26 protein-coding genes and 1 other annotated feature are annotated in these 26,866 nt (G+C 33.4%); of the genes, 1 reads left to right on the forward strand and 25 read right to left on the reverse strand.

The window, feature by feature from the left end:
• Window positions 1-1,677 (forward strand): ribonuclease J1, encoded by a 1,677-nt coding sequence (gene rnjA / locus JNUCC83_RS08560; protein ID WP_454459623.1) that lies wholly within the window; start codon window positions 1-3, stop codon window positions 1,675-1,677.
• A 144-nt stretch (window positions 1,678-1,821) separates the two neighbouring features.
• Here rnjA and JNUCC83_RS08565 read toward each other — a convergent pair whose 3' ends face one another.
• The 25 genes from JNUCC83_RS08565 to aspD all read right to left on the reverse strand — a co-directional run bounded on the left by JNUCC83_RS08565 (window position 1,822) and on the right by aspD (window position 26,769).
• Window positions 1,822-2,256: a GNAT family N-acetyltransferase gene (locus tag JNUCC83_RS08565; RefSeq protein WP_454459624.1), complete on the reverse strand. Its 435-nt coding sequence runs from the start codon at window positions 2,254-2,256 to the stop codon at window positions 1,822-1,824.
• 2 nt (window positions 2,257-2,258) lie between these two features.
• Window positions 2,259-2,792, reverse strand: a complete 534-nt coding sequence (locus tag JNUCC83_RS08570) for a DUF2179 domain-containing protein (protein ID WP_454459625.1) — start codon at window positions 2,790-2,792, stop codon at window positions 2,259-2,261.
• Between the two features lie 138 nt (window positions 2,793-2,930).
• The gene (locus tag JNUCC83_RS08575) at window positions 2,931-3,131 is read right to left on the reverse strand and encodes a cold-shock protein (protein ID WP_454459626.1); all 201 of its coding nucleotides are present in this window, start codon (window positions 3,129-3,131) and stop codon (window positions 2,931-2,933) included.
• Window positions 3,132-3,286: 155 nt separating this feature from the next.
• Entirely contained in the window at window positions 3,287-3,979 is a 693-nt protein-coding gene (radC, locus tag JNUCC83_RS08580; protein ID WP_454459627.1) for a RadC family protein, read from the reverse strand.
• Between the two features lie 53 nt (window positions 3,980-4,032).
• Entirely contained in the window at window positions 4,033-4,698 is a 666-nt protein-coding gene (locus JNUCC83_RS08585; RefSeq protein WP_454459628.1) for an HAD family hydrolase, read from the reverse strand.
• 3 nt (window positions 4,699-4,701) lie between these two features.
• Window positions 4,702-5,988 (reverse strand): bifunctional folylpolyglutamate synthase/dihydrofolate synthase, encoded by a 1,287-nt coding sequence (locus JNUCC83_RS08590; protein ID WP_454459629.1) that lies wholly within the window; start codon window positions 5,986-5,988, stop codon window positions 4,702-4,704.
• Window positions 5,989-6,007: 19 nt separating this feature from the next.
• The gene (locus tag JNUCC83_RS08595; protein ID WP_454459630.1) at window positions 6,008-8,650 is read right to left on the reverse strand and encodes a valine--tRNA ligase; all 2,643 of its coding nucleotides are present in this window, start codon (window positions 8,648-8,650) and stop codon (window positions 6,008-6,010) included.
• A gap of 57 nt (window positions 8,651-8,707) precedes the next feature.
• Window positions 8,708-8,903 (reverse strand) — a binding site (T-box leader).
• Window positions 8,904-8,945: 42 nt separating this feature from the next.
• Window positions 8,946-9,437 (reverse strand): thiol peroxidase, encoded by a 492-nt coding sequence (gene tpx, locus JNUCC83_RS08600; RefSeq protein ID WP_454459631.1) that lies wholly within the window; start codon window positions 9,435-9,437, stop codon window positions 8,946-8,948.
• Between the two features lie 77 nt (window positions 9,438-9,514).
• The gene (locus JNUCC83_RS08605) at window positions 9,515-10,153 is read right to left on the reverse strand and encodes a redox-sensing transcriptional repressor Rex (RefSeq protein WP_454461352.1); all 639 of its coding nucleotides are present in this window, start codon (window positions 10,151-10,153) and stop codon (window positions 9,515-9,517) included.
• Between the two features lie 102 nt (window positions 10,154-10,255).
• A complete protein-coding gene (locus tag JNUCC83_RS08610; protein WP_454459632.1) occupies window positions 10,256-11,737 on the reverse strand; it encodes an AcpB/EbpR/MafR family transcriptional regulator in 1,482 nt (493 codons plus the stop codon).
• Between the two features lie 59 nt (window positions 11,738-11,796).
• Window positions 11,797-11,946: a hypothetical protein gene (locus JNUCC83_RS08615; RefSeq protein WP_454459633.1), complete on the reverse strand. Its 150-nt coding sequence runs from the start codon at window positions 11,944-11,946 to the stop codon at window positions 11,797-11,799.
• A 93-nt stretch (window positions 11,947-12,039) separates the two neighbouring features.
• A complete protein-coding gene (locus tag JNUCC83_RS08620; RefSeq protein ID WP_454459634.1) occupies window positions 12,040-13,515 on the reverse strand; it encodes a helix-turn-helix domain-containing protein in 1,476 nt (491 codons plus the stop codon).
• A 119-nt stretch (window positions 13,516-13,634) separates the two neighbouring features.
• The gene (locus JNUCC83_RS08625) at window positions 13,635-14,669 is read right to left on the reverse strand and encodes a sortase domain-containing protein (protein WP_454459635.1); all 1,035 of its coding nucleotides are present in this window, start codon (window positions 14,667-14,669) and stop codon (window positions 13,635-13,637) included.
• Between the two features lie 669 nt (window positions 14,670-15,338).
• Window positions 15,339-15,863, reverse strand: a complete 525-nt coding sequence (locus tag JNUCC83_RS08630; RefSeq protein WP_454459636.1) for a pyridoxamine 5'-phosphate oxidase family protein — start codon at window positions 15,861-15,863, stop codon at window positions 15,339-15,341.
• Window positions 15,864-15,887: 24 nt separating this feature from the next.
• Window positions 15,888-17,276, reverse strand: a complete 1,389-nt coding sequence (locus JNUCC83_RS08635; protein ID WP_454459637.1) for a M24 family metallopeptidase — start codon at window positions 17,274-17,276, stop codon at window positions 15,888-15,890.
• 15 nt (window positions 17,277-17,291) lie between these two features.
• Window positions 17,292-18,050, reverse strand: a complete 759-nt coding sequence (locus JNUCC83_RS08640) for a Cof-type HAD-IIB family hydrolase (protein ID WP_454459638.1) — start codon at window positions 18,048-18,050, stop codon at window positions 17,292-17,294.
• Between the two features lie 114 nt (window positions 18,051-18,164).
• Window positions 18,165-18,929, reverse strand: coding sequence for a DeoR/GlpR family DNA-binding transcription regulator (locus JNUCC83_RS08645; RefSeq protein ID WP_454459639.1), 765 nt, complete (start codon window positions 18,927-18,929; stop codon window positions 18,165-18,167).
• A 171-nt stretch (window positions 18,930-19,100) separates the two neighbouring features.
• Window positions 19,101-20,012 (reverse strand): DUF7916 family protein, encoded by a 912-nt coding sequence (locus tag JNUCC83_RS08650; RefSeq protein ID WP_454459640.1) that lies wholly within the window; start codon window positions 20,010-20,012, stop codon window positions 19,101-19,103.
• Between the two features lie 14 nt (window positions 20,013-20,026).
• Complete coding sequence (locus tag JNUCC83_RS08655; protein WP_454459641.1) at window positions 20,027-20,359, reverse strand: PTS sugar transporter subunit IIA; 333 nt, start codon at window positions 20,357-20,359, stop codon at window positions 20,027-20,029.
• 25 nt (window positions 20,360-20,384) lie between these two features.
• The gene (gene celB / locus JNUCC83_RS08660; protein ID WP_454459642.1) at window positions 20,385-21,740 is read right to left on the reverse strand and encodes a PTS cellobiose transporter subunit IIC; all 1,356 of its coding nucleotides are present in this window, start codon (window positions 21,738-21,740) and stop codon (window positions 20,385-20,387) included.
• A gap of 9 nt (window positions 21,741-21,749) precedes the next feature.
• A complete protein-coding gene (locus tag JNUCC83_RS08665; protein ID WP_454459643.1) occupies window positions 21,750-22,082 on the reverse strand; it encodes a PTS sugar transporter subunit IIB in 333 nt (110 codons plus the stop codon).
• 24 nt (window positions 22,083-22,106) lie between these two features.
• Window positions 22,107-23,060 carry a glycosylasparaginase gene (locus tag JNUCC83_RS08670; RefSeq protein ID WP_454459644.1) on the reverse strand — a complete coding sequence of 318 codons (954 nt, stop codon included), beginning with the start codon at window positions 23,058-23,060 and terminating at the stop codon, window positions 22,107-22,109.
• An 82-nt stretch (window positions 23,061-23,142) separates the two neighbouring features.
• Entirely contained in the window at window positions 23,143-24,438 is a 1,296-nt protein-coding gene (locus tag JNUCC83_RS08675; protein WP_454461353.1) for a Sapep family Mn(2+)-dependent dipeptidase, read from the reverse strand.
• Between the two features lie 17 nt (window positions 24,439-24,455).
• A complete protein-coding gene (locus tag JNUCC83_RS08680) occupies window positions 24,456-25,187 on the reverse strand; it encodes a GntR family transcriptional regulator, LSA1692 subfamily (protein ID WP_454459645.1) in 732 nt (243 codons plus the stop codon).
• 13 nt (window positions 25,188-25,200) lie between these two features.
• On the reverse strand, window positions 25,201-26,769 hold the full coding sequence (aspD, locus tag JNUCC83_RS08685) for an aspartate 4-decarboxylase (RefSeq protein ID WP_454459646.1): 1,569 nt from the start codon (window positions 26,767-26,769) through the stop codon (window positions 25,201-25,203).
• Window positions 26,770-26,866 lie beyond the last annotated feature (97 nt).

The raw sequence follows: 26,866 nt of genomic DNA on the forward strand, positions 1-26,866 counted from the left end.
ATGAAACCCCAAATAAAAAACAATGAAACTGGTGTTTTTGGAATAGGTGGACTAGGGGAAATCGGTAAAAACACTTATGGTGTCCAATTTCAAGATGAAATTATTATTATTGATGCTGGAATTAAGTTTCCAGAAGATGACCTATTAGGAATCGATTATGTCATACCAAATTACCAATACATTGTTAAAAACATAAAAAAAGTCAAAGCATTAGTTATTACTCACGGCCATGAAGATCATATTGGAGGTATTCCTTTTCTATTACGTCAAGCGAATATCCCAATCTATGCTGGTCCTCTTGCTCTGGCACTTATTCGTAACAAATTAGAAGAACATGGCTTACTTCGTGACGCGGTACTACATGAGGTCAACGAAGACTCTGTGATCAAATTTAGAAAAACCCAAATTAGCTTTTTTAGAACCACTCATAGTATTCCTGAAGCAAATGGTGTGGTTGTTAAAACACCTTCTGGAAATATCGTCTACTCTGGTGACTTTAAGTTTGATTTTACGCCTGTTGGAGAGCCTGCTAACTTACACAAAATGGCTCGCTTAGGAGAAGAAGGCGTTCTTTGTTTACTATCTGATAGTACTAATGCTGAAGTGCCTGAATTCACAAAATCTGAAAAAGTAATTGGTGAATCCATCACAAAAATTGTAGAAAAAGTCGAAGGTCGTGTTATATTTGCTACGTTCGCTTCAAATATTTTCCGTCTTCAACAGACTGCTCAAGCCGCAGTAAAAACTGGAAGAAAAATCGCTGTTTTTGGTCGTAGTATGGAGAATGCCATCGTTAATGGCCGAGAATTAGGTCATATCACTGTTCCTGAAGATACATTTATTGATGCTCGTGATATCAATAAATACCCTGCTGATGAAATTATGATTTTATGTACAGGGTCTCAAGGGGAACCTATGGCTGCTCTAAGTCGTATTGCTAATGGCACTCATCGACAAATTTCAATTCAACCTGATGACACGGTTATTTTCTCAAGTTCGCCAATTCCTGGAAACACAACGAGCGTGAATCGTTTAATTAATTTATTATCTGAAGCTGGTGCCAATGTTATTCACGGCAAAGTAAATAATATTCATACATCTGGTCATGGTGGGCAACAAGAGCAAATGTTATTCTTGAGATTACTTAAACCAAAGTACTTTGTGCCAGTTCATGGGGAATATCGTATGTTAAACATCCATGCCAAATTAGCTCAAGCAACAGGTGTTCCAAAAGAGAATTGTTTCATTTTAGAGAATGGGGATGTCCTAGCTTTAACGAGTGATAGCGCAAGACGTGCTGGGCACTTTAACGCTGAAGATGTGTATGTAGATGGTAGCGGAATTGGGGATATTGGAAACATTGTTCTTAAAGATCGTCGTATTCTTTCTGAAGATGGGTTAGTTTTAGCAGTAGCAACCGTTGACTACAAATCACAAATGATTGTTGCTGGTCCAGACATTTTATCTCGAGGATTTATTTACATGAGAGAATCTGGTGAGCTTATTCAAGAAACACAACGCTTGTTATTCAACGCTATCAGAAAAGCTTTAAAACATCCAGACTGTGATGAAGTGATGTTAAATGAAGTCATTGTTAACACTGTTCAACCTTTCTTAATTGAAAAAACAGAACGTCATCCAATGATTTTACCAATGGTACTTGAAACAACAAATTAATAGTAAGAATAAGGCTGAATCAAAAGTCTTAAAATAGAAAAATCCCATGAAATCAGTTTATTAAAACACTGACTTCATGGGATTTCTGTTTTGTTAGTTTAGTGATTTTCATTTAGACAGTTACTTTTTGGTTAGCTTCATCTTTTATAATTTGATAAATGTCATATCAATATGTGGAATATTATCTTCTAAATAGACTTCTGAAATTGGCTTAAAACCAAATGATTGATAGAACTCTTGTAAATAGGCCTGTGCTTGAGCTTTGATAAGACTACCTGTTGGAATTTGTGATAAACCATATGATACCAATTTTTTTCCATAATTTAGTGTTCTATGGGCTTTCTTGACAATAACTCTACCTATATACCAATGAGTATTCTTTTGATAAATCCGCATATAAGCAACTAGTTTTCCCTCTGAATTTTTTCCTAAAATATGTTTGGCTGATAAATCAATATCATCAACCTCTTGATAAGGACAATTTTGTTCAACCACAAATACTTCGACTCTAAATTTATATATAAAAAATAATTCAAGATGAGATAATTCATCAAATGTTTTACATTCAAACTGAATCATTACTAGCGATTCCTTTCTCGTACTTTTTTTGTCCAAAAGCCACCTGAAATGTATTTTGGCTCATAAGAAATAATAAAGGCTTTGTCATTAAATTCCTTGATAATCTTATACAACGATCTTTCTGATTTTCGAGCAGATAAAATCTCTAATACTAAACGCTCTCCCTCTCTTCCGTGGGCAATAGTTTGCGTGACTCCATATCCTTCATTTCTTAGTACATCTGGTAACTCAGCATTTTTTTCATTTAACGGTAAAATAACTGTTACCATGATATATCCTAGTGCTAAATAATCCTCTATTTTTATACCTACAAGGATACCACACGCATAACCAAGTGCATAGACAAAGAGATTAAGTGGCTTGTCAATTTGATTTAATACTAGAGACAACCCCACAACATAAATAGAAATCTCAACCATACTTAATAGTGGTGCAATAACTCGTGATCCTTTCATTGTTAACATAAAACGAATCGTATTAAGTGCTACGTAACAAAAATTAATAAAAAAGATCATTAATAATGTTTTTACTTCCATTGAATATACTCCTCCTTGATTAACTTAGACTTCGTTCATTCATAGTATCTAATAAATCATTAGGATGCAATATATTGATACAATAAAAAAGTGTAAGCAGAAAATTCCACTTACACTAAACATTTTAATTAAAATTAATTACGCTTTAACAACGTTTGCTGCTTGAGGTCCACGATCTGTTTCTTCGATATCGAATGTTACAGCTTGACCTTCTTCTAATGTTTTAAATCCGTCACCATCGATTGCTGAGAAATGTACAAATACGTCATTTCCTTCTTCTTGTTGGATAAATCCAAAACCTTTTTCTGCGTTAAACCATTTTACTGTTCCTTGAGCCATGTTACTTCCTCCTCGTGCCGTAGCACATGTTAATTTTTGTAATACTTGCTTTCGGTCGATAGAGGGTGTTTCATACAACATCTATTGAAATCCAAAATCATATTACATATTTATGATAACTCATGTCTGTTTTAATTGCAAGTAAAGTCCCGTTTTTACAAAGATAATCTATCAGTTTCTCTAAAACTCACATAATCGGTTTCTCCAACCACAATATGATCTAACACATCAATTCCCATCATTTCTCCACAGGAAACCAAACGTTTGGTAAATAGTTCATCCTGATCTGACGGTTCTGGATTACCTGATGGATGGTTGTGAACCAAGATGAGTCGCGAGGCAGAATACCTTACTGCCAAATGGAAAATTTCACGAGGATGTGCAATGGATTGATTGAGAGTGCCTATAAAAATAGTCTCTTTTTTGATGACATCATTTTTAGCATTTAAATAAAAAACAATAAAGTGCTCCTGTGATAAGTCTTTCATTTCTTCAATCAGTTGTTCGCCTATTTGTTGACTGGAACATATCTTTCCATACTTTTCTTTCATGGAATTAGATAATCTTTTACCTAATTCAACGACTGCTCTAATTTGCGATGCTTTTACTTCACCTATCCCATTAATAGTGATCAGCTCTTCTATTTTTATATTTCTCAAACCATATAGTCCTTGACATTCATCCAAGATATTTTTTGAAAGTTCCATAACAGTAGCTGTTTTACTACCTGATTGTAAAATAATCGCTAATAATTCTTCATTGGAAAGTACTTCTGCCCCGTAGGATAACATCCGCTCTCTGGGTAATAATTTATCTGGATACTTATTATTCGTTAACGTTATTTTCAAATAAAAAACTCCTCTCTTCACCTAATATATACGTGAAAAAAGGAGTCTTTGTCTTACATTGATTTAACATAATCTAAAACGTCGTACAAACTATCTTTAATAGTTAATGTTTTTTCTATCGCTTCGTCATTTGGTAATATCAAATCCGGTACCATAATAACTGGCACACCTGCTGTATAAGATGCTCTAATACCATTTAGAGAATCTTCTAACATTACTGTTTCTTCTTTTGATGTTCCAAGTATGTCAACCGCCTTTTCTACAATCTCTGGATTGGGCTTAGCATGAATCACATCATTTCCACTCACAATACCACTGAACTTATCTAAAAGCCCAGCTTTTTCAAGTAATAAATCAATTGCTTCTCTATTATTACTTGAAGCCACGACACACTTAATTCCATGATTATTGAGATAAGTTAATAACTCTTCCATGCCTGGTTTTATTGGTGCTCCAACTGTAGAAAAATCATCCCATGTACTCGCACGACTTTCTTTAAAAAATTGATCAATTTCATCTTGTGTCAACATAGGAAAATCTTTAATATATTTTTCGTAAACTGCCTTTTCACCTAAGCCAACCTCAGTTTTATAATACTCAGCGTTGTAACCTGGCATCTTAAATTTTTGTGCAATTTCGATATTATTTTTTGAATAAACAGACTCTGTATCGAAAATAAGCCCATCCATATCAAATATTACGCCACTTATTTTTTTCACACGTCACTCTCCTAATAAAGTTTGTCTGACTTGAGAGATAAAATACAATGACCCTGTAATTAAAATCAAGTCATCACCTGAGACTTCTTTGAGTGTATCTGATAAAGCCTCTTGCCAATGTTCATAGGCTGTTAAGCCCATTTTTTCATATAATTCTTTTGTACAAGCTTTTGGGTAATCAAACGTTGTTACTTTTAAATTCAAATTATTTACTGACTGTAGTAAGTTAATCATACCCTGAATATCTTTTGTCGTTAATGCGCCAAAAATTGTATGGATTGTTCTGTCAGAAAATTCACGTTGCAAATTATCCACTAAAACTTCCATAGCATGGTCATTGTGAGCCCCATCCAATACAATAAATGGCTCATCAGAAATTTTTTCCATACGCCCTGGCCAAAATGCATGTTGTAGCCCTTTTTGATAATCACGATTTGACACAGGTAAATGAAGCATATCCGATACTTTGTTAAAGGTTTCAATGGCAACACTGGCATTGTCTACTTGGTGTTTACCAACCATATTGATGGTTAATTGTTTTAAATCAATCGCTTCAGATTTAAAATCAAAGCTTTCTCCCCAATTATCAGTTGGCTGTAAATAACGACTAGTGAAGTCGACACCGTAACGCTCGATGGGAGCATGTAACTCTTTGGCTTCTTTACTAATCACATCAAAAGCCTCATCAGATAATTTTCCCACAATTACAGGCCGATTTTCTTTTATAATGCCTGCTTTTTGGCTAGCAATTTGCTCAATCGTATCACCCAAAATATCGACATGGTCCAAACCAATTGTTGTTATTACTGACACAAGTGGAGTCATCACATTCGTACAGTCATAACGTCCGCCCAAACCAACTTCCACTAAAACAATATCAACTTTTTTATCGACAAAATAATCAAACATCATAGCTGTTAACACTTCGAACTCAACAGTATGAGCTAATCCAGGTACGTCATCCATCTTATCCACGATAGGAATTATTTTCTCACATAACTCTACCAAGTCTTCATTGGGAATCGGTTGCCCATTAATGGCAATACGTTCGTTAAACGACTCAATATAAGGAGACGTAAACGTGCCCACGCTCAAACCTTGTTGCTCCAACAGACAACGTAAAAACGTTGTCGTTGAGCCTTTTCCATTTGTTCCACCGATATGAACAATTTTTAACTTATCTTGCGGATTGTCTAATTGTTCTAATAAATAATTGATTCGTGTTAACCCCGGACGAATACCAAACTTTGTGCGTTCATGTATCCATGAAACAATTTCCCCATACTCCATCTTGTACAGCCACCTTTATTTATTTTTTCAAAGAAGCCAGTCTTTCTTTTACAGAGGCTTGTTTTTCTAAGTAATCTTTTTGTTTGTCTCTTTCTGCTGCTACAACTGCCTCTGGGGCATTAGAAACAAAACGTTCGTTGCTTAATTTTTTCTCAACAAGCGCCACTTCAGATGTCCACTTGTCCAATTCTTTTTCCAAACGAGCAATCTCTTCATCGATATTAATCAAGTCTTCAAGTGGTAAATAAATCTCCGCACCAGTAATCACCGCACTCATCGCTAAATCTGGTACATCAAATTCTTCTTTAATTTCTAACACTTCTGGGTGACAGAAACGTTCGATATAGTTAGTATTTGCTTCAAAGAAATCTTTAACCGAATCCTTTGATGTTTTGATTAACAGCGTGATAGGTTTAGACATCGGTGCATTCACTTCGGAACGAATATTACGAACTGAGCGAATCAATTCTTTTAAAACTTCCATTCCTTCTGCAGCTTGTTCATCTGTCCAATCTTCATTTACTGTTGGGTAGTCTGCAACAACAATAGACTCTCCTTGATGTGGAATTTTTTCCCAAATTTCTTCTGTCACAAATGGCATAATTGGGTGTAGTAAACGTAAAATGTTATCTAACACATGTACTAAAATACTACGCGTCATTTGTTTTTGCTCTTCATTTTCCCCATAAAGAACTTCCTTACTCATCTCAATGTACCAATCACAGAAATCATCCCAAATAAAGTTGTATAAGTGACGGCCTGCCTCACCAAACTCAAAACGGTCAAAGAAGTTCGTTACTTTTTCAATCGTTTCATTTAAGCGAGTTAAAATCCATTTATCTGCAACTGTTTTGTCACCAACAAGTGAGATATCATCATATGTCATGCCTTCAACATTCATTAAAACAAAGCGAGACGCATTCCAAATTTTATTGATGAAATTCCAAGCAGCATCCATTTTTTCATAACTAAAACGCATGTCTTGACCTGGTGTTGAACCATTTGATAAGAACCAACGCAAAGCGTCTGCCCCGTATTGATCAATCACATCCATTGGATCAATCCCATTACCAAGAGATTTACTCATCTTACGTCCATCTTCCGCACGAATCAACCCGTGAATCAACACATTATTAAATGGTCTTTCACCAGTAAATTCTAAACTTTGGAAAATCATGCGACTTACCCAGAAGAAGATAATGTCATAACCTGTTACTAAAGTATTGGTTGGGAAATAGCGTTTAAAGTCATGTGATTCTGTATCAGGCCAACCCATTGTTGAAAATGGCCATAAAGCTGAGCTGAACCATGTGTCTAATACATCTTCATCTTGATGCCAGTTTTCAATATCTTTAGGCGCTTCTTCTCCAACATATACTTCACCTGTTTCGTTATGATACCAAGCTGGGATACGATGTCCCCACCAAAGTTGGCGAGAGATAACCCAATCATGCACGTTTTCCATCCAAGTTAAAAATGTTTGATTAAAACGTGGTGGGTAAAAGTCTACTGCATCATCAGTTGCTTGATTTTCAACTGCTTCTTTCGCAAGTGGCGCCATTTTTACAAACCATTGAGTTGATAATCTTGGTTCAACAACCACACCTGTTCTCTCAGAATGTCCCACACTGTGAGTCATTTTTTCAATGCCTTTAAGTAATCCCAACTCATCTAAGTCTTTAATCACTTCTTTACGAGCAGTAAAACGATCCATACCGGCATATTTTCCAGCTAAATCATTCATTGTGGCATCATCATTCATCACGTTGATACGTGGTAAGTCATGACGATTACCAACCTCAAAGTCATTCGGATCATGAGCTGGCGTAATTTTTACCACACCTGTTCCAAATTCCATATCAACATATTCATCAGCAACAATTGGAATTTCTTTATCTACCAGTGGTAATATCACTGTTTTGCCAATTAAATGTTGGTAACGTTCATCTTTCGGATGGACTGCAACGGCTGTATCACCAAGCATTGTTTCTGGACGAGTTGTCGCAATTTCCAATTTTCCACTGCCATCAGCAAGTGGATAATACATATGGTAAAATGCTCCTTCGATATCTTTATGAATGACTTCAATATCAGATAACGCTGTTTTTGCTTGTGGATCCCAGTTAATAATATACTCACCACGATAGATAAGTCCTTTGTTGTAAAGTGTTACAAAGACTTTTTTCACCGCATCAGATAATCCATCATCTAGAGTGAATCTTTCTCTAGAATAATCTAGAGATAGCCCTAATTTTGCCCATTGCTCACGGATATGTCCAGCGTACTCTTCTTTCCATTCCTTTGTTGTTTCAATAAATTTTTCACGACCTAAATCATATCGTGACACACCTTCACCACGTAATTTTTCTTCTACTTTTGCTTGAGTGGCAATCCCCGCATGGTCCATACCTGGTAACCACAATGTATCAAACCCTTGCATTCTCTTTTGACGAATAATCATGTCTTGAAGGGTTGTATCCCATGCATGACCTAAGTGAAGTTTTCCTGTCACGTTTGGCGGTGGAATTACGATAGAATATGCTGGAGCACTTTCATCCCCACTTGGTTTAAATAAATCTTTTTCTAACCATTCTTTATAACGCCCTTTTTCAACAGCTTTTGGATCGAACTTTGGTGCTAAGTTATGTTGTTCATCTGTCATATACATCTCTCCTTATATTCATTTTTCAAAACAAAAAAGTCCTAAAGTTATTTCTAACTTTAGGACGATTATCTCGCGGTACCACCTATCTTATAAGCATACTAAGACGCTTATCTCTCTAGGTCATATAACGTTGACAATACGGTTCCCACTCCTAGGCTACCTTCATACTCTGCACATGGAAAACCTTTCAGCCAATGGATTTTCTTTCTTCACAGATTCAAGTACTACTCTTCCTACTCAATGTGGTTGTTTATGCCATTCATTCTACATGGGTAAATTCATTTCGTCAAACTTAGATTAACGCTTTGGCTGCTTCTAACGCTTTTTCATAGTTAGGTTCAGTCGATACTTCTGGTACAATTTCTTCATAAGTGATCACACCATCTTTGTCTAACACAAAAATTGAGCGAGCTAAGCGGTTAATTGATGGAATTAGAATGCCATATTCTTGACCAACTACACCCTCATCATCTCTTAACATCGTCATATCAACAGATTCTGCTGCACACCAATTAGCTAATTGCTCTTTGGTGTTGTTTGAAATAGTTAAAAAATATATGTCTTTGATTGTTGCTGCTTCTTTATTGAAATGTTTTGTTTGAAGCGCACAAGTTCCTGTGTCAATATCAGGGACAACACTAATAATCACTGGTTTCCCTTTTAACTCATCTAAAGAAATGACGTTATCTGATAGATCTTTTAAACTAAATAACGGTGCTTTTTCCCCAACTTTTGGTGGTGTTCCTACTAATTCTACTGGATTACCTTTTAACAATACTTCCATTACGACACATCCTTTTTTTGTATTTATTTAATTATAGTTAAATAAAGTAAAATATACAAAATAGATGCCTAGATATGCTAGATTAAATCGACATTGGCATGATTATAATTTTCATCATAATAAATTAGCGTTTGTAACTCTGTCGTTAAATCAATGTATTGAACTTGTACATGTGATGGAACTTTTAATCGTTTAGGAGCAAAATTTAAAATCGCAGTTACTCCAGCATCGACAACCTCATCTATGACTTTTTGAGCTTTACTGCTTGGAACCGTCATAATTACCGTTGTAATGCCTTCTTTTTTTACAATTTTTTTTAATTCACTCATGTCTTTAATGATTATACCATTCACTTTTTCACCTATAAGTTCTGGATTTGTATCAAATGCTGCAACGATATTTAAGTTTGTGTCACGTCTAAAGTTATTTTTTATTAACGCCTTACCTAAATTGCCAGACCCAACAAGTGCGATTCTTTTTTCAATGTCTGTTTTCAAAATATCACTAAATACTTCAATTAAATAAGGGACATCATACCCATAACCACTTCTCCCTAATTCTCCAAAATGTGAAAAGTCACGTCTGATTGTAGCTGAAGGTATTTGTATCATCTTACTAAATTCATTTGATTTAATGCGTTTCACACCAGTTTCATTTAATGTTTTTAAATATCTAAAATAGAGTGGAATTCTTTTTGTTGTTGCTTTTGGGACCATTCTCGTATTGTTGTCTTCTTCCACAGTCTATCCCTCCTAAATTGTGACAATTTTCACATTTAGTGTATCATTTTTCACAATCTTTTTCAATAACAGTTATTATTATTCTATTGACTTTTGTCGAGTATGTTTCATCAAGAGTGAATTGATGGTTTGCTTAATTCCTTCTAACCTATATGTTTCAATCACATCATCTACTATAATATTATTATCTAACTGACGATAAAACATATGATTAGTAATAACTATTTCAATCCCTTCTAACTCTTTCTTATTGTTTTCGCTATTAAATAGTGTCTTGTCATATTCCTTAAAGACAATATCTACTTTAGATTGGAATGTTTGTTTTAACATATAAGCCAAAACATCTGCATGATTTTCCTCTAATGTCGTAGAAATTGCGATAGATACTGGCTTGATTTTTGAAAGTTGTTCAAACGAGCGATAATCCCAATATCGAAATACGCGACTAATTAACAAATGTTTATAATAAATAAGCCACGATACATCTTTTGATAACACCTCAATACTATCAGAAACACTATCATAAAAAACGGGATAACGCGCTTGAATTGAACTGGCATTTAACTCACTTCTTAAACTAACTAAACTCATAGGATGTGGATATTCCTCATTCATAAAGGTGACATAAGCTAGTTCCTTTTTTATCCCTTCAAAATCCAGTACGCTATCTTCAACTTGCATTTTTGTCGTAATTAATTGAATAAAAGTTTTCGTCAGACTATGAACAGTCTCTGAATGATAGTGTTCGGCTAAATGACTAAAAATGTCATAAATAAATTGTAGGCTATCCATATATTGAGCGTTAGTGGTCAAAAAAACATCTAAACTATCCTCTTTCCTTAGTAGTTGCAATGGTTCTTTTAGTTGCTTATAAAAGCTCTCAGGAACAGTCATCGGTGATTGAATAAAATTATCCTGACTTGAACGTGTAACAGATATATAGATAAAAAATGAAAAGATATTTTTTTGTACAATATTTAAAGATAAATCAAAATAGCTTTCGCATCGCTCAATGATAGAAAACAATACCTCCTGATCCATATTAATATCTGTCCATTCATAGATTGAACGTTTCTCAAGACTAAATAATGAATAAAAAAATCGTAATAATTTTTCATCTTTCACTTTCATTTTCCCAGTAGATACACTGATAGAAATACCAATTTTTTTTAGCGTTCGATTGATTAATGACAACTGTCGTTTTAATGTCGTTTCACTGATAAAATAAGTGTTATAAAAATAGTCGATGCAATCATTTTTTTCAAAAAAACAATCAGATAATATAGAAAAAAATAGTGATTCTTGAATCCATTTTAAGTAAATTTCTAAAATATTACGACCATCAATCGTATGAAATCGATAACCTTGTTGCTTGGAATACTCAATCGATAAGATATCAGAATATTCTTCTTCTAAATCTATAATATCTTGTCTCACAGTTTTGATATTACATTCTAAATAGTCAGCTAATTCTTGTGCGGTCACCCATTTGTAATTTCTAGCAATGTACAAAATAAGTTTTTTCTGTCGTTCAGTACTTTTATTTAAAATTGATTCCATCATTACACCTCTTTTTTTATATCTTTTTTGAACATTTTATAAATAAAAACAACTGATAATTAAAACAGTTGTTCTAAGTCTTTAATAAATCGTTGATAGATTTTGATTGTTCCAATAGCATCTAAATCATCATAAGGAAAATTCATTTGATCTTGCAATAAATAATGAATTTCTTTCTCATAATAACTAATTAATTCTCTGACTGTCATCTTGTCCCTCCATTCCTCGTACCTTGCTATTGTATAGTGTATCGGAACTATCAGGACTATCTCAAGTCAATAATTGGTTTTTATAATGAAACATCAGGTCTTAAAGCGTTTTTTTCGGATACTGTCTATGGTTTTATTAATGTTATATAATTTTGCATCATTAATAATATCATCTACCACAATGACATTGGTAAAATCGGAATAAAACTGATGATTGCATATGATGACATCTGCTTGATTCAACAACTTATTTGTTTTGTCTACTGTAAAACTTGTTTGGTTATACTCATAACCGATAATGTTTATTTTTTGTTGAAACATTTTTTCAAAAAGATATTGATTTAACTTTGCTTGATTTTCATTTAATGTTGTTGATAGATAAATACTAACTTGATTGACTTTTGTAATAAAGTCATAGTCACTAGCTTTCCAATAACGAAAAAAGCTATTAATTAATTCTGAACTATAACTACTAATCCATGCATATTCTTTTGGTAATTCAGAAAAACTATCCATCACTGCTTGAAAAAAAATGGGGTATTTTAATTGAATAGCTACATAATTAAAGTACCCTCTATGATTGATGTAACTCATTCTATAAGGATAATACTCTTTTATAAATAAAACATAGGCTACATCTTTTGTTACAAGATCTTTATGAAATACTGTGGTGTTCGTTTTCATTTTGCTTGATAGAGTTTCCATTAAAGTGTCACTAATATCTTTAGCGACATTGGAATCATAACATTGTTTCAAGCGTGTAAAAAGCATCTCTAAAAACAGTAACGTATCATTCACTTGATTCTGTGAATCAAGACATGAGCGACCTAAGGCAGGATGCTTAAATTGATATAGTAATTCCTGACAATTTTCAATTGACATCAATTGACTTTCTCTGCTTTCCTCCAAAAAATAATTACCAGAGGATCTGATCACCGAGCATAATACAAAATAGGCAACCATATTTTTCTGCAAAGTCGTTAATGATACGTCATAAACTATTTCAAGCAACTCAATCAAATCAAATGCTAGACGCTGATTATCAACTTGTTCGGTATCCCAGTCGTATATTGAACGCTTTTCCATTTCACGATTTCCAAAAAATAATCTTGCTACAAATTCATCTGATACTTTAAATATCATTTTGCTTAGACTAAGAGACATACCAAACTCTTTTAAATGGTAGTTAATCAACGCAACCTGCCTCTTGAGTGTTGTTTCACTGATGAAGTATGTATTAAAAAAATAATCGTCATCTTCTTTGTTTTTTTCATAAAAAACATCAGTTAAAATTGAAAAAAATAAAGAATGATTAATCCAATCTAAAAATATTTCCTGTACACTATGTCCCGTATTCAAATGAAACTTATATCCTAGATTTTTTGAATATTCGCATGTTATTACTTCTTCATAAGTTGATGTTAAATAATCTATGTCTTGCCTTAACGTTTTAATATTACATCCAAGAGTATCTGAAATATATTTAGCCGATTTCCATGAATCATCTCTAAACATCAGCATAATTAAACGTTGTTGCCTTTCAACATCTTTATTTAATATATGTTTCACTCCACTACCCCTTTTTTTAATGAACGTTTATTTTAAATACATACTATCATATTTTATATAATATAGGTATATTTAAATTATAAAAAAACACGGTATCCTTTAGAATACCGTGCCAAACATTATTGAGCTGAAGCAAAAATGATTAAATTTATGTCGTCATTCACACATGACTGTAATGTGATTCTTTCGCCACCACCAGCTCCAGTAATACTATCAAATAAGTCTTCTCCAGAGTTAATGTCTGTCCCATCATCGTATACTTGGTGAATACTATTTACAACATATGTCTTTGCAGTACCAAGCCCATCTGTAACAATAATTTGATTACCGATTGATAAACTAAATATAATGCTAAATGCTCCAGGATTATGTCCAATAAAATGTGTATTCATACCATCACTACCTGAAAAAACAGAAGCTCCACCCCACGTAGATGCTGTAGAATTTGAGTTAGTATCAATCACACTTTGTCCAGCAGACTGTCCGCCATTTTGATAATTAATCAACTGACCTAAAATATTTAAAGTCATCGCTGATTGTGCTTGCGAAATTTGTTCTTCTTGATAGTTTGATTCTTGTACCTGTTCATCTGCCACACTTGATTCTTCTTGCTCTTGATAAACAGTTTCGGTTGAATTAGCTGTTGCTTCTTCAGGTTCTTGTTGGATTGAACTATCTATGTTTTCTTGACTATCAACCTCAGCTTTTATCGGTTCCTCTTCCTTTGTTGAAATTTCTTCTGTCGTTTGTGAATCAAAATAAGTAGAAGATGGTGTATTTTCCTTTGATATAATTTGTTGAGTTGGTTTAGAAATATTGTCTTTGTTAGTATTTTGACTTAAAGCGATAGCTGTTGTGCTTATCCCTAATGTCCCAATCAAAATAGCGGCTGCACTCAATCGTTTCCTCATTTTTTTATTTGCTTGTTCTCTGATTTCTTTGTGTGTTATTTTTTTTGCTGTTGATTTTTTGTGTGACTTTGTAGTTGAACCTTTAATTGTATGTTGATGAGAAGAATGTCTTTTTCTTTTCTTTATCATCACTTTTCCATCTTTAATTACTTTTACTGATATTTCATTGGTGCTTTTTTTCTTATTATTTTTTTTCTTTACACCAGAGTTAGTTGCATCATGTTGTGTATTTTTAGTAGTCATTTTAATTACTCCTTTTTTAAATGTGTTGTTAATTACAAAAAGAAGTATATGACTTAAAAAACTTATTTTTAATGCTCAAAACTAACCCTGATTTGACCAAATATTGACTCAAAAAACTATCTTTAAGTATAAAACCTTTTAAAATCAGTCATTTCCATATACTAATCAGAACATGTCTCAATTTTTACCTTTTCAAGTGCACTTTATGACCTTTTTATCGTTTAATCTGTTTGTATACTATATTATTTTTACTTTTAAATTAATGAAATCATACAAAAAAGAGGCTAACCCAAAAGTCTTAAAATAGAAAAATCCCATGAAATCAGTTTATTAAAATACTGACTTCATGGGATTTCTGTTTTGTTAGTTTAATGATTTTCATTTAAAAAGTTACTTTTTGGTCAGTATCTTCTCTGTATTAATCCCTGTAATAAGCTTGTAATTCAAAACCAGATTGTCCTCCGCCGGAAATCGGTCTATCTCTGGTACTGTCAGAATCGTCTGCATCTGTCATTTTGATATTTTTGAAGTTATACTGATAATCTTATAACAATACAACTGAACAAGTTATGTACCTTTTCAAATCAAATATAACCAAACAAAAAGCAACAAGCTATCTATGAAAGATAACACGTTGCTTCTATATTATTTTCTATTAAACTGTTAATTTCAAAACTTTGGTCTAAAATGATGCTTAGCACTTAAGTGTTGCACTGTGTATTTTGTCACTTGAACATACTCTAAATCGTGTGAATCGTACTTTTCATCACTAAACGTTTCATCTGTTTCCCTATTGATTAATAACGTTAAGCCATGTGCTTTGTCTTTAGGATCGGTCAATATTTCTGCAATAGCTGTACCGATAACAGATTTATAATTTGTTGTAAAATTATAATCACGCTCTTCTTTTGGTTCCCATAAGCTAGTATCAACTTCAATATTGAATCCAACATGTGGGTTTTCTTTAATCAACTCTAGTTTTCTTCCGGCCGGAGCACCATGTGTATAAATAGTTAAAACGCCATCAATATACTCATAACCATAATCAGTGGTCACAACATAAGGATATAAACTATTTTTATCATGAAGTCCCAAATGAATATAATGAGCTGAGTCGACAATCTTTAAAATCTCTGTCTCGTCAGATACTTGATCTTTCGTTCTTCTCATAGGAAATTCTTCTCTAAATACCATTAGCTAACCTCCCCTAAACTAAATTTAATCTTTTGCGACACTAAATGCTAGTTGATGATTCAATAAGTATGGTCTGTAATAAGCTACCACATCATTGAGTGGCAAAACATCATCAGAAATAGCAATATTTAATTCATTTTTTAAATACTCTCTACGTCTAACCATTCTATCCCAAACATCTGGATAATCTCTTGATAAGTCATCACGCAATGCTTGATTGGCAACTGCAATACCATCTTCACAACTCGCTCCCCCATAACCTTCAACTTTTGGGATAATATCTAACTGGAATAACTGTCCACTCCTTATGGTACTGATAGATTCAGGATAAAATGGAGAAGACATCCACTCCTCATCTCCCACATAATGACCAGGATTTAACTCCCAATGATATTTATGTTTTGGCAATACTTTTTCTATAGTATTAAAAATATGTTTAGCCTCTGCCCCCACATGAATAGTCTCAAGCCAAGTCGCTGCAGCTTGATAATAAGGTTTAGCTAAAACATCCACATAGTCACGTTCGTCTAATGGTAAGTCTTCCTTGTTGTTAGCCACGTAAGCTGCACGACTGGATAGACCACCTTTATATCCTACTGATGTTGAAAACCGATCACCTAAACACACTTGTTTGTTACGAGGGTAGATGACCGCATCAGTAAATCGATCGCCTGTTGCACAAATCGTTGTAATACTATTTGGTTGCCCATCGATTAATAAGTTATTAGCTAATTCTAGCTCAGTTTTTCCTGGTTCGACACTGTTAATTGTATTAAGCACGCCAATACCTGCAAGTGTTGCACCATACTCGTAATGAGCAATTTCATTAGCATTATTTACTGTTCGAATTCCATATACTGGAGAAATTAATAACTCACTACCATTGACTAAATTTTTATCATTGTTAATGATTGTTTTTAAAGCATCAATAATAAAATAAGGGACATCATATAAATACAAGTTATTTTCAAATTGAGACGTAAAGTTTTTCCAGCCAATCACAGCGACTTTACTATTTTCTTTAATATCAGCTTTTCTAAAGATTGATTCTAGACTCGCATCGTTTTCCATAGGTTGGTTAGGCAAAGAGAAAAAAGGCACATGAATTAACGTTGCTGGAATACGTGAATAGTTAACCATTTTCGTATTTTCATTACCGAGTAGTAAAAAGGCATTGCCATCTTTATGAATAACTAATAACGCTTCCTCAAAACGTGGAATGAATCCAGTAAAGTATTCGAAGTTAGCGCCATGTTCTCTATCAGCATAAATAATCACTGTATCAATTTCTTCTTTTCTCATTAAATCTAATAACGCTTGTTTTCTTTTTTCCATCGTCTCTTTTGTTAAATTTACTGGAACTACTTGCTTTGTTAATGTTGGCATTTTCGTTTGGTTTAATTGTATGGTCATAATAAATTCTCCTCACTATATTAAATTATATTGTTGTAGTCCTAATTTTATTCCGTCACCATTGTTATTATCTGTCACAAAATTGGCTATTTTCTTTAATTCTTCTGTTGCATTTCCCATAGCTATTCCTATATCACATGCTTGAAACAACGATAAATCATTTTCGCCATCTCCAAAAGCATAGGATGTCGCCTCATCAAAACTTTGCAATAATTTTTTGACACCATTTCCCTTATTAACATTTTTTAACACGATATCGTATGAATAAGGACTAACTTTAAAAAAGTCTAATTCAGGACAGCACGCTTCTAACTCTTTTTTTTCTTTAGTCGTACAAAGCATCATCGATAGTATATCGTGACGAGTTGGTGCTTCACTATCTATGATAGGTAGCTCTAAATTTAATTTTGAATAAACAAGTTTACTCAGCTCAGTATGATTGCTACTCCAAGCATCATCTTTTGAAAAAAATGACAAAGAATCTTCTTCGTCAAGTATATGACTTAGTTTTTGACACATATTAGTTGGTATAACACTAGAATCAATGACTTTATTATTCTTAATAATTAATCCGCCATTCATAGCAACGATGGTATCTATATCACACTGTTGCAAAAATTCTTCTGATTCACTCAATCCTCTTCCTGTTGCAATCACTGGTATAACATTTTTTTCTTGTAATTTATGGATACAATCCACAACATCTGATTTTATGTTATTTTGACTTGTCAACAATGTCCCGTCTAAGTCAAAAAAGATAATCTGTTGGCTCATTAAAGTAACACCTCCTGTTTATTTTAACGTAAATTAACATTTTCATAATTACAATGTAACACAAATTAACAAAAAATAAAACTCATAATTCTCTTTTTAAGAAAATTACAAGTTTTATTTTGATATGATAATGTGTGGTATTGAGATATCTTTATCTGTTATAAATTGTTCCATCTCATCGTAATCAGTCACAATTTTGTTAAAATCTGCAATATCTCCTACTTTATATAATAATTTTTTTCCGATTTTACTTCGATCAAACACAAGAATTTTTTGCTTTGATTGTGCTAAAATCGCTCTTTTTGTCAGTGCATCTTCAGATGAATGCACACTAACCCATCCATCCTGTGAGACTCCTTCTGTTCCTAAAAAACAATAATCAAAATATAAATTCTCTACATAAGCGATTGTTTCTAGCCCCATAAATCCATCTGACATTTTTCGATATTTTCCTGGAGCCATGTGAATAGTCAAATCATCGATTTTACTTAAATGGTTGACGACAGATAATGAGTTTGTATAAAACAAACAACTTTTTTTATTCAATAATTCTAATGCTACATGTAATGTCGTTGTCCCTGTTTCGATAAAGATTGAACTTCCATCAGCTATATGTTCCACAGCTTTTTTGGCTATTTTTTGCTTTTCATTCACAAATAAATCCTGTTTTACTGTGATAGGATATTCTAAAATATTAGCCCCTTGATACATCGCACCACCATGAAATAACTCGGCTATTCCTACCGATTCTAGCTCTTTTAAATCTCTACCAATTGTCATTTTTGATACAGACAATTCTTCAACTAGCTCATTCGTTGTGATACTCCCTTTTATTTTTAACATTTCAGCTATATATTCTTGTCGTTGTTTTTGATTCATTGTGTATCTCCTTAAATTCTTTTAAATCAATTGATACAATTAGAGCCATTATTTTATAGTGTAACATGATAACCGTGAAAAACGACAAAATTCTAAAGGATTTTAATACAAAACACTTTTGGTAAGATGCCTTAGACAATAGCACTTACCAAAAGTTTTTATATTTTTAATTTATCTATTAACAGATCTTGCAAAACGTGACACCGTATGTCGCTCTCCTCTAATACTATCAGATAATTCTTTGATATTTTTTATGCCGACTAATCCCATATTAGCATCACCAATATGCTGGATATCAACACCTAAAATTTTATTTTGTAAACCAATTTCTCTGATTGTTTGAGGATTAGCACTTTCTTGAGATGTACCAATTGCACTCATCACTAAACGATTATGTGCATGTGTGATATCAACAATTTCTTTAATCATTTCTGGTGTTACCCCCCAAACAGTTCCAACTGCTGGGACTAAAATGATATCTGCTCCTGCTTTGATAAACGCTTCTGTAGAACTCACACTAACAACAGGCTCATCAACACCCGAGCTGTGCATTTTACCCGCAATAATCACGCCATCAAAATATTGTTTGGCTAACTCAATATTTTTTATAATCAGCTCATTCGTGACACCTGTTCCAGGATTTCCTGTAAGCAATATAAAATCAAACCCTAATTGATTTGCCAACTCAAACGTTTCCTTAGATGCTTGTCTTCCCACTGAAATATCTAGTTTATTTGAAAACATCTCTGCCGTAATATCTACAGGTTCTAGATTGACACCAATAGGTAACCCAATCAAATGTTTCAAATCTCTGATAATATTGATAGAGTTTTTTTCTTTACTGTTTTGATATAGCCCTTTAATTTCTGGTGAGACAACATCAAAACAATTAAGTAGAATCATATCAGCTCCATAAGAACGAGCAATTTCACTAGCAGTTATATCTTTAATGATAGGTTCTTCTACTACGACATTTTCACTTAAAATAACTCTACCCTCGCTAGATTTTATACTCTGTAGTAAGTCTTCTTTCGTAAATATCGCAATCTCGCTGGCATTAGCACTAATTAATCGCTTGACCATTGTATTCCTCCTAATTACTTCGATTCTTTATAGCACACGTCATACAATTCAATAATTTCTTTAGCTAAATCGATAAATGACATACTCGTCATCAAATGATCTTGTGCATGAACAAGAAGCAATGTAACCTCGACATTATTGCCTGAAGCTTCTTGTGTTAATAATGTTGTTTGAGCTCCGTGAGCCTCTATAATATGCTCATCTGCTGATTTTATTTTTTCTTTGGCTTTATCAAAATTCTTTTGTTTTGCTTCTTGTATTGCTTCCATTGCATCACTTTTTGCATTGCCTGATTTAACGATTAAACTCATAATAGTTGTTAGTAATTCTTGATTATTTTCTTCCATATCGTGCCCTCTTTTCTAGAATATACTACAGTGCGTCAAAATCAAAATCTTCAAAATTGATATCGTCTTCGATTTCTTCTGCACGTTGATTTTCTTCTTCTAAATATTGCCGATCCATCATTTTAACAAATGGGTAATAAATAACCATCCCTAAAAACAATAGCAATACTTGTAATACAGCTCCTTGCCAACCACTAACTAAAAATCCAGAGAAAACGATTGGTGTAGTCCAAGGTAGCTGAATTCCATTAGTAAATGGTACTAAGCCCCAATTCATCGCAAAATACGCAATAATAATATTAATCGTTGGTACCAATACAAATGGCACTAAAATAATCGGATTTAAAACGATTGGCAAGCCAAAAATAATGGGTTCATTAATGCCAAAGAAACTTGGGACAAGAGATAATTGTGACAATTTTTTAATACGTTGACTTTTACAAAATAACACCATGACAATAACTAGTGACAATGTAGATCCAGCTCCACCAAATGTCGCGAACATATCTTGAAACTGCCCTGTAATAATATTAGGAAGTTCAGTATGGGCTTTATAAGCTTCTAAATTTTCCATTGACAAAGCTCTTAACACTGGGTTAAACACAGCTCCAACCACACTACTTCCATTGATTCCAAAGAACCAAAAGAAATGTAAGAAAATATACGCAACAATCATTGCACCTAGTGTATTTCCTAAAGATAATAATGGTATTTGAAGTAAATTGAAGATAATATCTTGCAAACTACCATAAGACGTCAAGGTAGTTATCCAATTGATAACGAAGAAAATAAAAATAATAACAAAACTTGGAATTAATGCCTCAAATGATTTTGAAACAGTTGGTGGGACACTATCTGGCATTTTAATCTTCCAACCCTTTTTAACTACCCAGATAAATAGTCTAGTTGCAATAAGTGCTGTGATCATCCCTAAAAATAGACCACTTGATCCCATCCATTTTAGTGGTAAACTTGTCACTTCATAGACCGTTTCAGAATTTTCCGGCGTGAAAAATGTTGTATATGGTGTGACGATAAAAAACGCTACTAAAGATATTATGGCTGCCTGCATCGCATCTTCATCAAATTGTCGTGCTAAACTATAAGCAATCCCTGCTACAGCTAGAATAGTCATTACATCAAAACTAGCGTTAGCTGGGACCATCATATGACTCGCCCATTCATTACCAAGTATGGCACTCATCCATGTATCCCATTGACTCAATGGAAAATTAGCAATCAATAAGAAAAACGATCCAACAATTAACACAGGTGTAGATAATAAAAAACCGTCACGTATAGCGATTAAGTATTTATTTTCACCAATTCTTTTGGCCATCGGTGATAATATATTTTCTAAACTATCCAGAAATTTTTTCATATTTCCCACCTACTTATTTTTGTTATTTTTTGCTAATTTTAATGCTTCTTTTAAAGCTTTTTCGCCATCCATTGCACCATATATTTCTGGATCAATAGCCATCACAGGGATTCCTTGTGGCTCAAATTCTTCTTTGGTTTTACTTAATAAAAACCTCACTTGTGGCCCTAATAATACAGCTATTGGACGTTCTTTATCAACAATTTCTTTAATACGAGCAACTGGATAAGCTGTAATATCAAGCGGTAGATTATGTGAACTTACAACTTCCATCATTTTATTTACCATAATACTTGTAGACATTCCTGCATCGCAAAATAGATATATTTTTTTTGTACTCATTTTTTAATATCTCCCATCATATTTTTAGTCGATTGGTGCTTTAATTCTTTTTTCATAAGCATCAAGCCATTCTTGTGAAATAGGTTCGATTATAGTTGAATAATCGTCTCCCATATTAGCAATGTAGATTGCTGCTTCTTCTTGGTCATTACCAACTGAAAAAGTAAACTCTACATTAGTCGCAACGCCCCATTCGCCTTTGTTATTCATTGCTACTAAAGACATCGCACCACATTTTCCATATTTTTTAGTCAGTTTGTCGTGAAAAGAATAAACGGTTTGATCACATGCTTCTTGCGGTGACATTCCCTCTTCCATTTTTCTAACGATTTCGTAAGATAATATCCCCTTCATCAAGTCTTCCCCAAGACCAGTTGCAGCAGCACCACCAGTATCACTATCAACGTAAAACCCAGAACCAGATAAAGGTGAATCTCCTACTCTGCCAGGCTTTTTCATAAACAAACCAGAACTTGATGTTCCTGCACTCATGCTACCTTCTTTATCTAAACTAACGGCACCAATTGTGTCATGACCGTCATAGGGACTAAGTTGATGTTTTGCCATTTCCTCAAGACGTTTTTCCCATAATTTTTTTGCCCGTTCAGTTAACATATTTTTTCGCTCAAAGCCATTTAACATAGCATATTTTGTTGCTCCTTGTCCCACTAAGAAACTATTAAATTTTTCTTGGCTCAATTTTCTAGCAACTGATATTGGATGACACACATCAGTCACTCCAGCCACTGCACCAATTTGCAACGTATCACCATTCATAAAAGCTGCATCCATTTCTAGTATGCCTTCAATATTAGGCAGTCCACCATACCCCACTGACTTATAATAAGGATATTCCTCTACTTTTTTTATAATCATTTCAATGGCATCATTGGCTTTTCCATCATCTTTTAATAAGTCTAAAGATGACGCAATCCCTTCATGAGACATTCGCCACGTTGCTATGCTACCAAATGTCATTTAATCACCTCTTTATTAAAATTTTAACGCTTTCATTATACAATAGTATATACTATTATGTCTATACTGTTTTGTAGTTATTTTAATCTAAAATCAATGACTCTATGGCAGACATATAAATTTCCATATTTAATAATAAATCTTTTTCATCCATATACTCATCACTATTGTGTGCTATTCCTTTTTGGCCAGGAAATGATGGCCCAAAAGCGACAGTATTAGGGAAAAATCGCGCATAAGTAGCACCTGTTGTTGTCACAGGCGTTCCATCTAACCCAGTTATTTTTTCGTAAACGTCACTTAATTTTTTTACATTTTCATTATCTTTTGGAAAAATAGTGCTTTTTAATTGGCGAATAATTTTAATCTCACTTTGACTAGGAATGACTTTTTTTAATTGCTCTGTTACCTCATCTTCTTTTACGGAAACTGGGTAACGAATGGCTATGCTTAACTCAAATGTATTATTCGTCGTTTTCAATTCATAAGGAGTAATCATCAATTTACCACTATCTTTATCTTCAAAATCTAATCCTAATCCCTCACCATAATGCTTTTCAGATAGACTTTCTTTTATCCATGAAAAATAATGGTAGAGTTCATCATCTAAGTTCTTATCACTGGCGATTTTTTCGGCCATCATTGTTATAGCATTTTTACCAAGTTCCGGTGCATTTGATGGTGCTCGTTTCCCTGAAACCTCATACTTTTTCCCATGTATAGTCATACTCAAATAATCTGGAACATGAGCACTTGATTGGTCACCAGTCACACAAATATCTGCTAAGTCAGACTGTGTGAACTTTGTTGTGATAGTATAATTCACAATACCTCTTTCTCCGTATACAACTGGGTATTTACAATCCGGTGTAAAGGCAAACAATGGCGATTTTTCTTTATTTAAATATAATGGCAAATCTGCACTACCACTTTCTTCATCTGTTCCAAAAATAATTCTGATTGGTTTATTCGGCTTAATTGATAACTCTTTCATCAATTTTAAACCAAACAAACAAGCCATAATTGGCCCCTTGTTATCAAGTATTCCTCGTCCATAAAATTTACCATCTTTTTTACTCAAGCTAAAAGGAGGGAATGACCAGCCATCTCCTGCTGGAACGACATCTAAATGCCCGACAATCGCAACATAGTCCTCTCCCTCCCCAAATTGAGCATAGCCAACAGCATCGTTTACGATTTTTGTGTCAAAACCATAGCTTGAAGCAATAGTCATGACTTTTTCTAATGCTTTTTTGGGTCCTATGCCAAAAGGAGCGTTAGCCAAAGGTGCCCCTTTTATACTCTCAATTCTCATCACTTTATCTAGGTCTTGATAGAACTCTTCCTTATGCTGTTCAATTAATTGTTTATAATCCATTGTCATGTTCATCCTCCTTAATTATTACCTCTAATAAGAGTATTTTTAAATGTATATCGATCTGCTCTGTAATATGAAATATCATATAGTATTGGCGTTGCATTAATAGAAAAAGTTATTGAATTAACAAGAAGAAGCGGATTGCCTACTGGTATATCCAATAATGTTGACATTTCTTCATCAACTAAAATCGCTTCTACTTCTTGGTGAGAATAGGCAATCTCAACCTTTTGTTCGATTAATTTAAATAATGATTCTTTAAAGTCTTCTTTTGCCAGTCCATCGACATACTTCTCACTAATATAAATTTTTTCTACCGTCATCGGTTCATTGTCTAAACTCCGACATCTTACTAATTCATAAACAGTATCAGTTTGTTCTAACTCCAACTTTTCACGTATTTTTTTATCTAGTTCATTGACTTTTTCAAAGGATATAACACATGTATCACTTGTTTTTCCGTAAGATTTTGCAGCCTCGGTAAAGCCTTGAAGCCCATCACGACCACTTTGAATTTTTTGCCGAGACATAACATAGCTTCCCTTACCACGTTTTTTTACAATGATATTTTTTTGGATTAGCACATCTATTGCCTTACGGATAGTCAAACGACTGCAAGCAAATTCATCTGATAAATCATACTCTGATGGTAATTTTTGAGAGCTTACATAAACACCTTCTCTAATTCGTCTTTCGATTTCCTCTGCGATACTGATATAAACAGTTTCAGTATTCTTTTTTTCTTTCACAACAATCAAACTCCTATTTTATATTTTTTTCCCACTCTAGTTTTAACGCTTCAGATAAACGAATAATTCTTTTACCAACTTCTTCATATTCCTCTGTCTCCAAATTAGCTAATGAAATTCTGATAGACCACTCATCACTTCCAAAATCATCTGTTTTAAGTAGCAATAATTTTTCGGTTTCAGCTAACTTTGTCAAAATTTTTGTCATTGTCCAATTGGATGACAGATATTTAGAAAATTCTTTACCAAAACGTTTTTCTAACCAATTCTTATAATTAAACTCAAAATAATAAGCCGTATTTAATGACTCCACACTTTCTTTAATTCCTAACGAGTGAAATAGTCTTTTTTCTCGTTCGTGACATAATTTTATAACCGATTTTTTATACGTTTCTTGCGTATCAAGTAAGGCATACAAACTAAACAAGGTCATCATAACTTGTTGAATTGATGACAAACCTGCCGCATGATTTAATGCGATATCTCGACTATCAGCTACCATTCTATCTATAAATCGGATGGTTTCATTTGTTTGATTAATCGATTGATACCTTACGCTTAGTTCTTGTTTTTTTTCAAGTGACAATTGATTGATTAATGTATCAAATATATTATCACGAGCCACAGCAACCGTCCCCACACGCCAACCAGTTGCACCAAAATATTTTGAATAAGAATAAATACACGCACAATTATATGGCATCTCTGAAAATAACGAATGAAAATCTGCGACAAAGGTACCATAAACATCATCTGTTAAAATCATAAGGTTTGGATTATCGTTTAATATAATTTTTTTTATTTGCTGAATGGTCGAATCATTCATTGCATTAGCTGTTGGATTACTTGGGTTTACAACAAATACTGCTTTAATATGATTATCTTTTAATTTATCAATTTCTTCCATAGGATACTGGTAAACTAGCTCATCTTCTACAATTGACTGTTTCGCACAAACTTTTACAACATCAAACTCATACTGTGGCATTTCTGGTATTTCCAAGTAAGGGGCAAAACTAGGGACAAGCAATGCAATTTTATCTCCCTTATTTAAAATGAAATTATTTATTAAAGTATCAAATAAATAACAAATACCAGCTGTTCCACCTTCTACAGGAAATATGTCAAATGACTCACTTTTACTAGAAAATAGTTCTTTATCTAAATAATGTTTAATCGGTGATTCACAAGCTTCTAAACAGCGAACAGGATTAGGATAGTTATCCCCTAGAGAGTAATCTAGCATTTTATCCAACCATTCGTATTGGTGGATTCCAAAAAAATTGGTGCCATTAGTTAAGACATTATGTAAAAAAAGCGCTCCTTCTCCAGATTTTTGTTCTAAAAAAAGTTGAAACCTTTTATAACGAGTATTATCTGACTTTATTCCTCCACGTATCAGAGAATTTTTCATATCCATCGTTTCCATTAGCGCAAATTGACTGAGTAATAAAAAAGCTTCCCTAGGTACAGGTGCGTGCCAATTAGGATTTCCTCTTCCTGCATTCAATACGTATTTTTCTTTAAGTGTATTTTTTTCTAATAATAAATTTAATTCAAACGAACTTAATTGCTCTATCATTTATCTATCCCCTTTTTGGTATATACTAATTAGAATATACTCTTATCAATAGCGTTTTACAATATTTTTTACAAAAAAAAGTATCAATACTGTGTCA

Source organism: Vagococcus sp. JNUCC 83, from assembly GCF_053667615.1.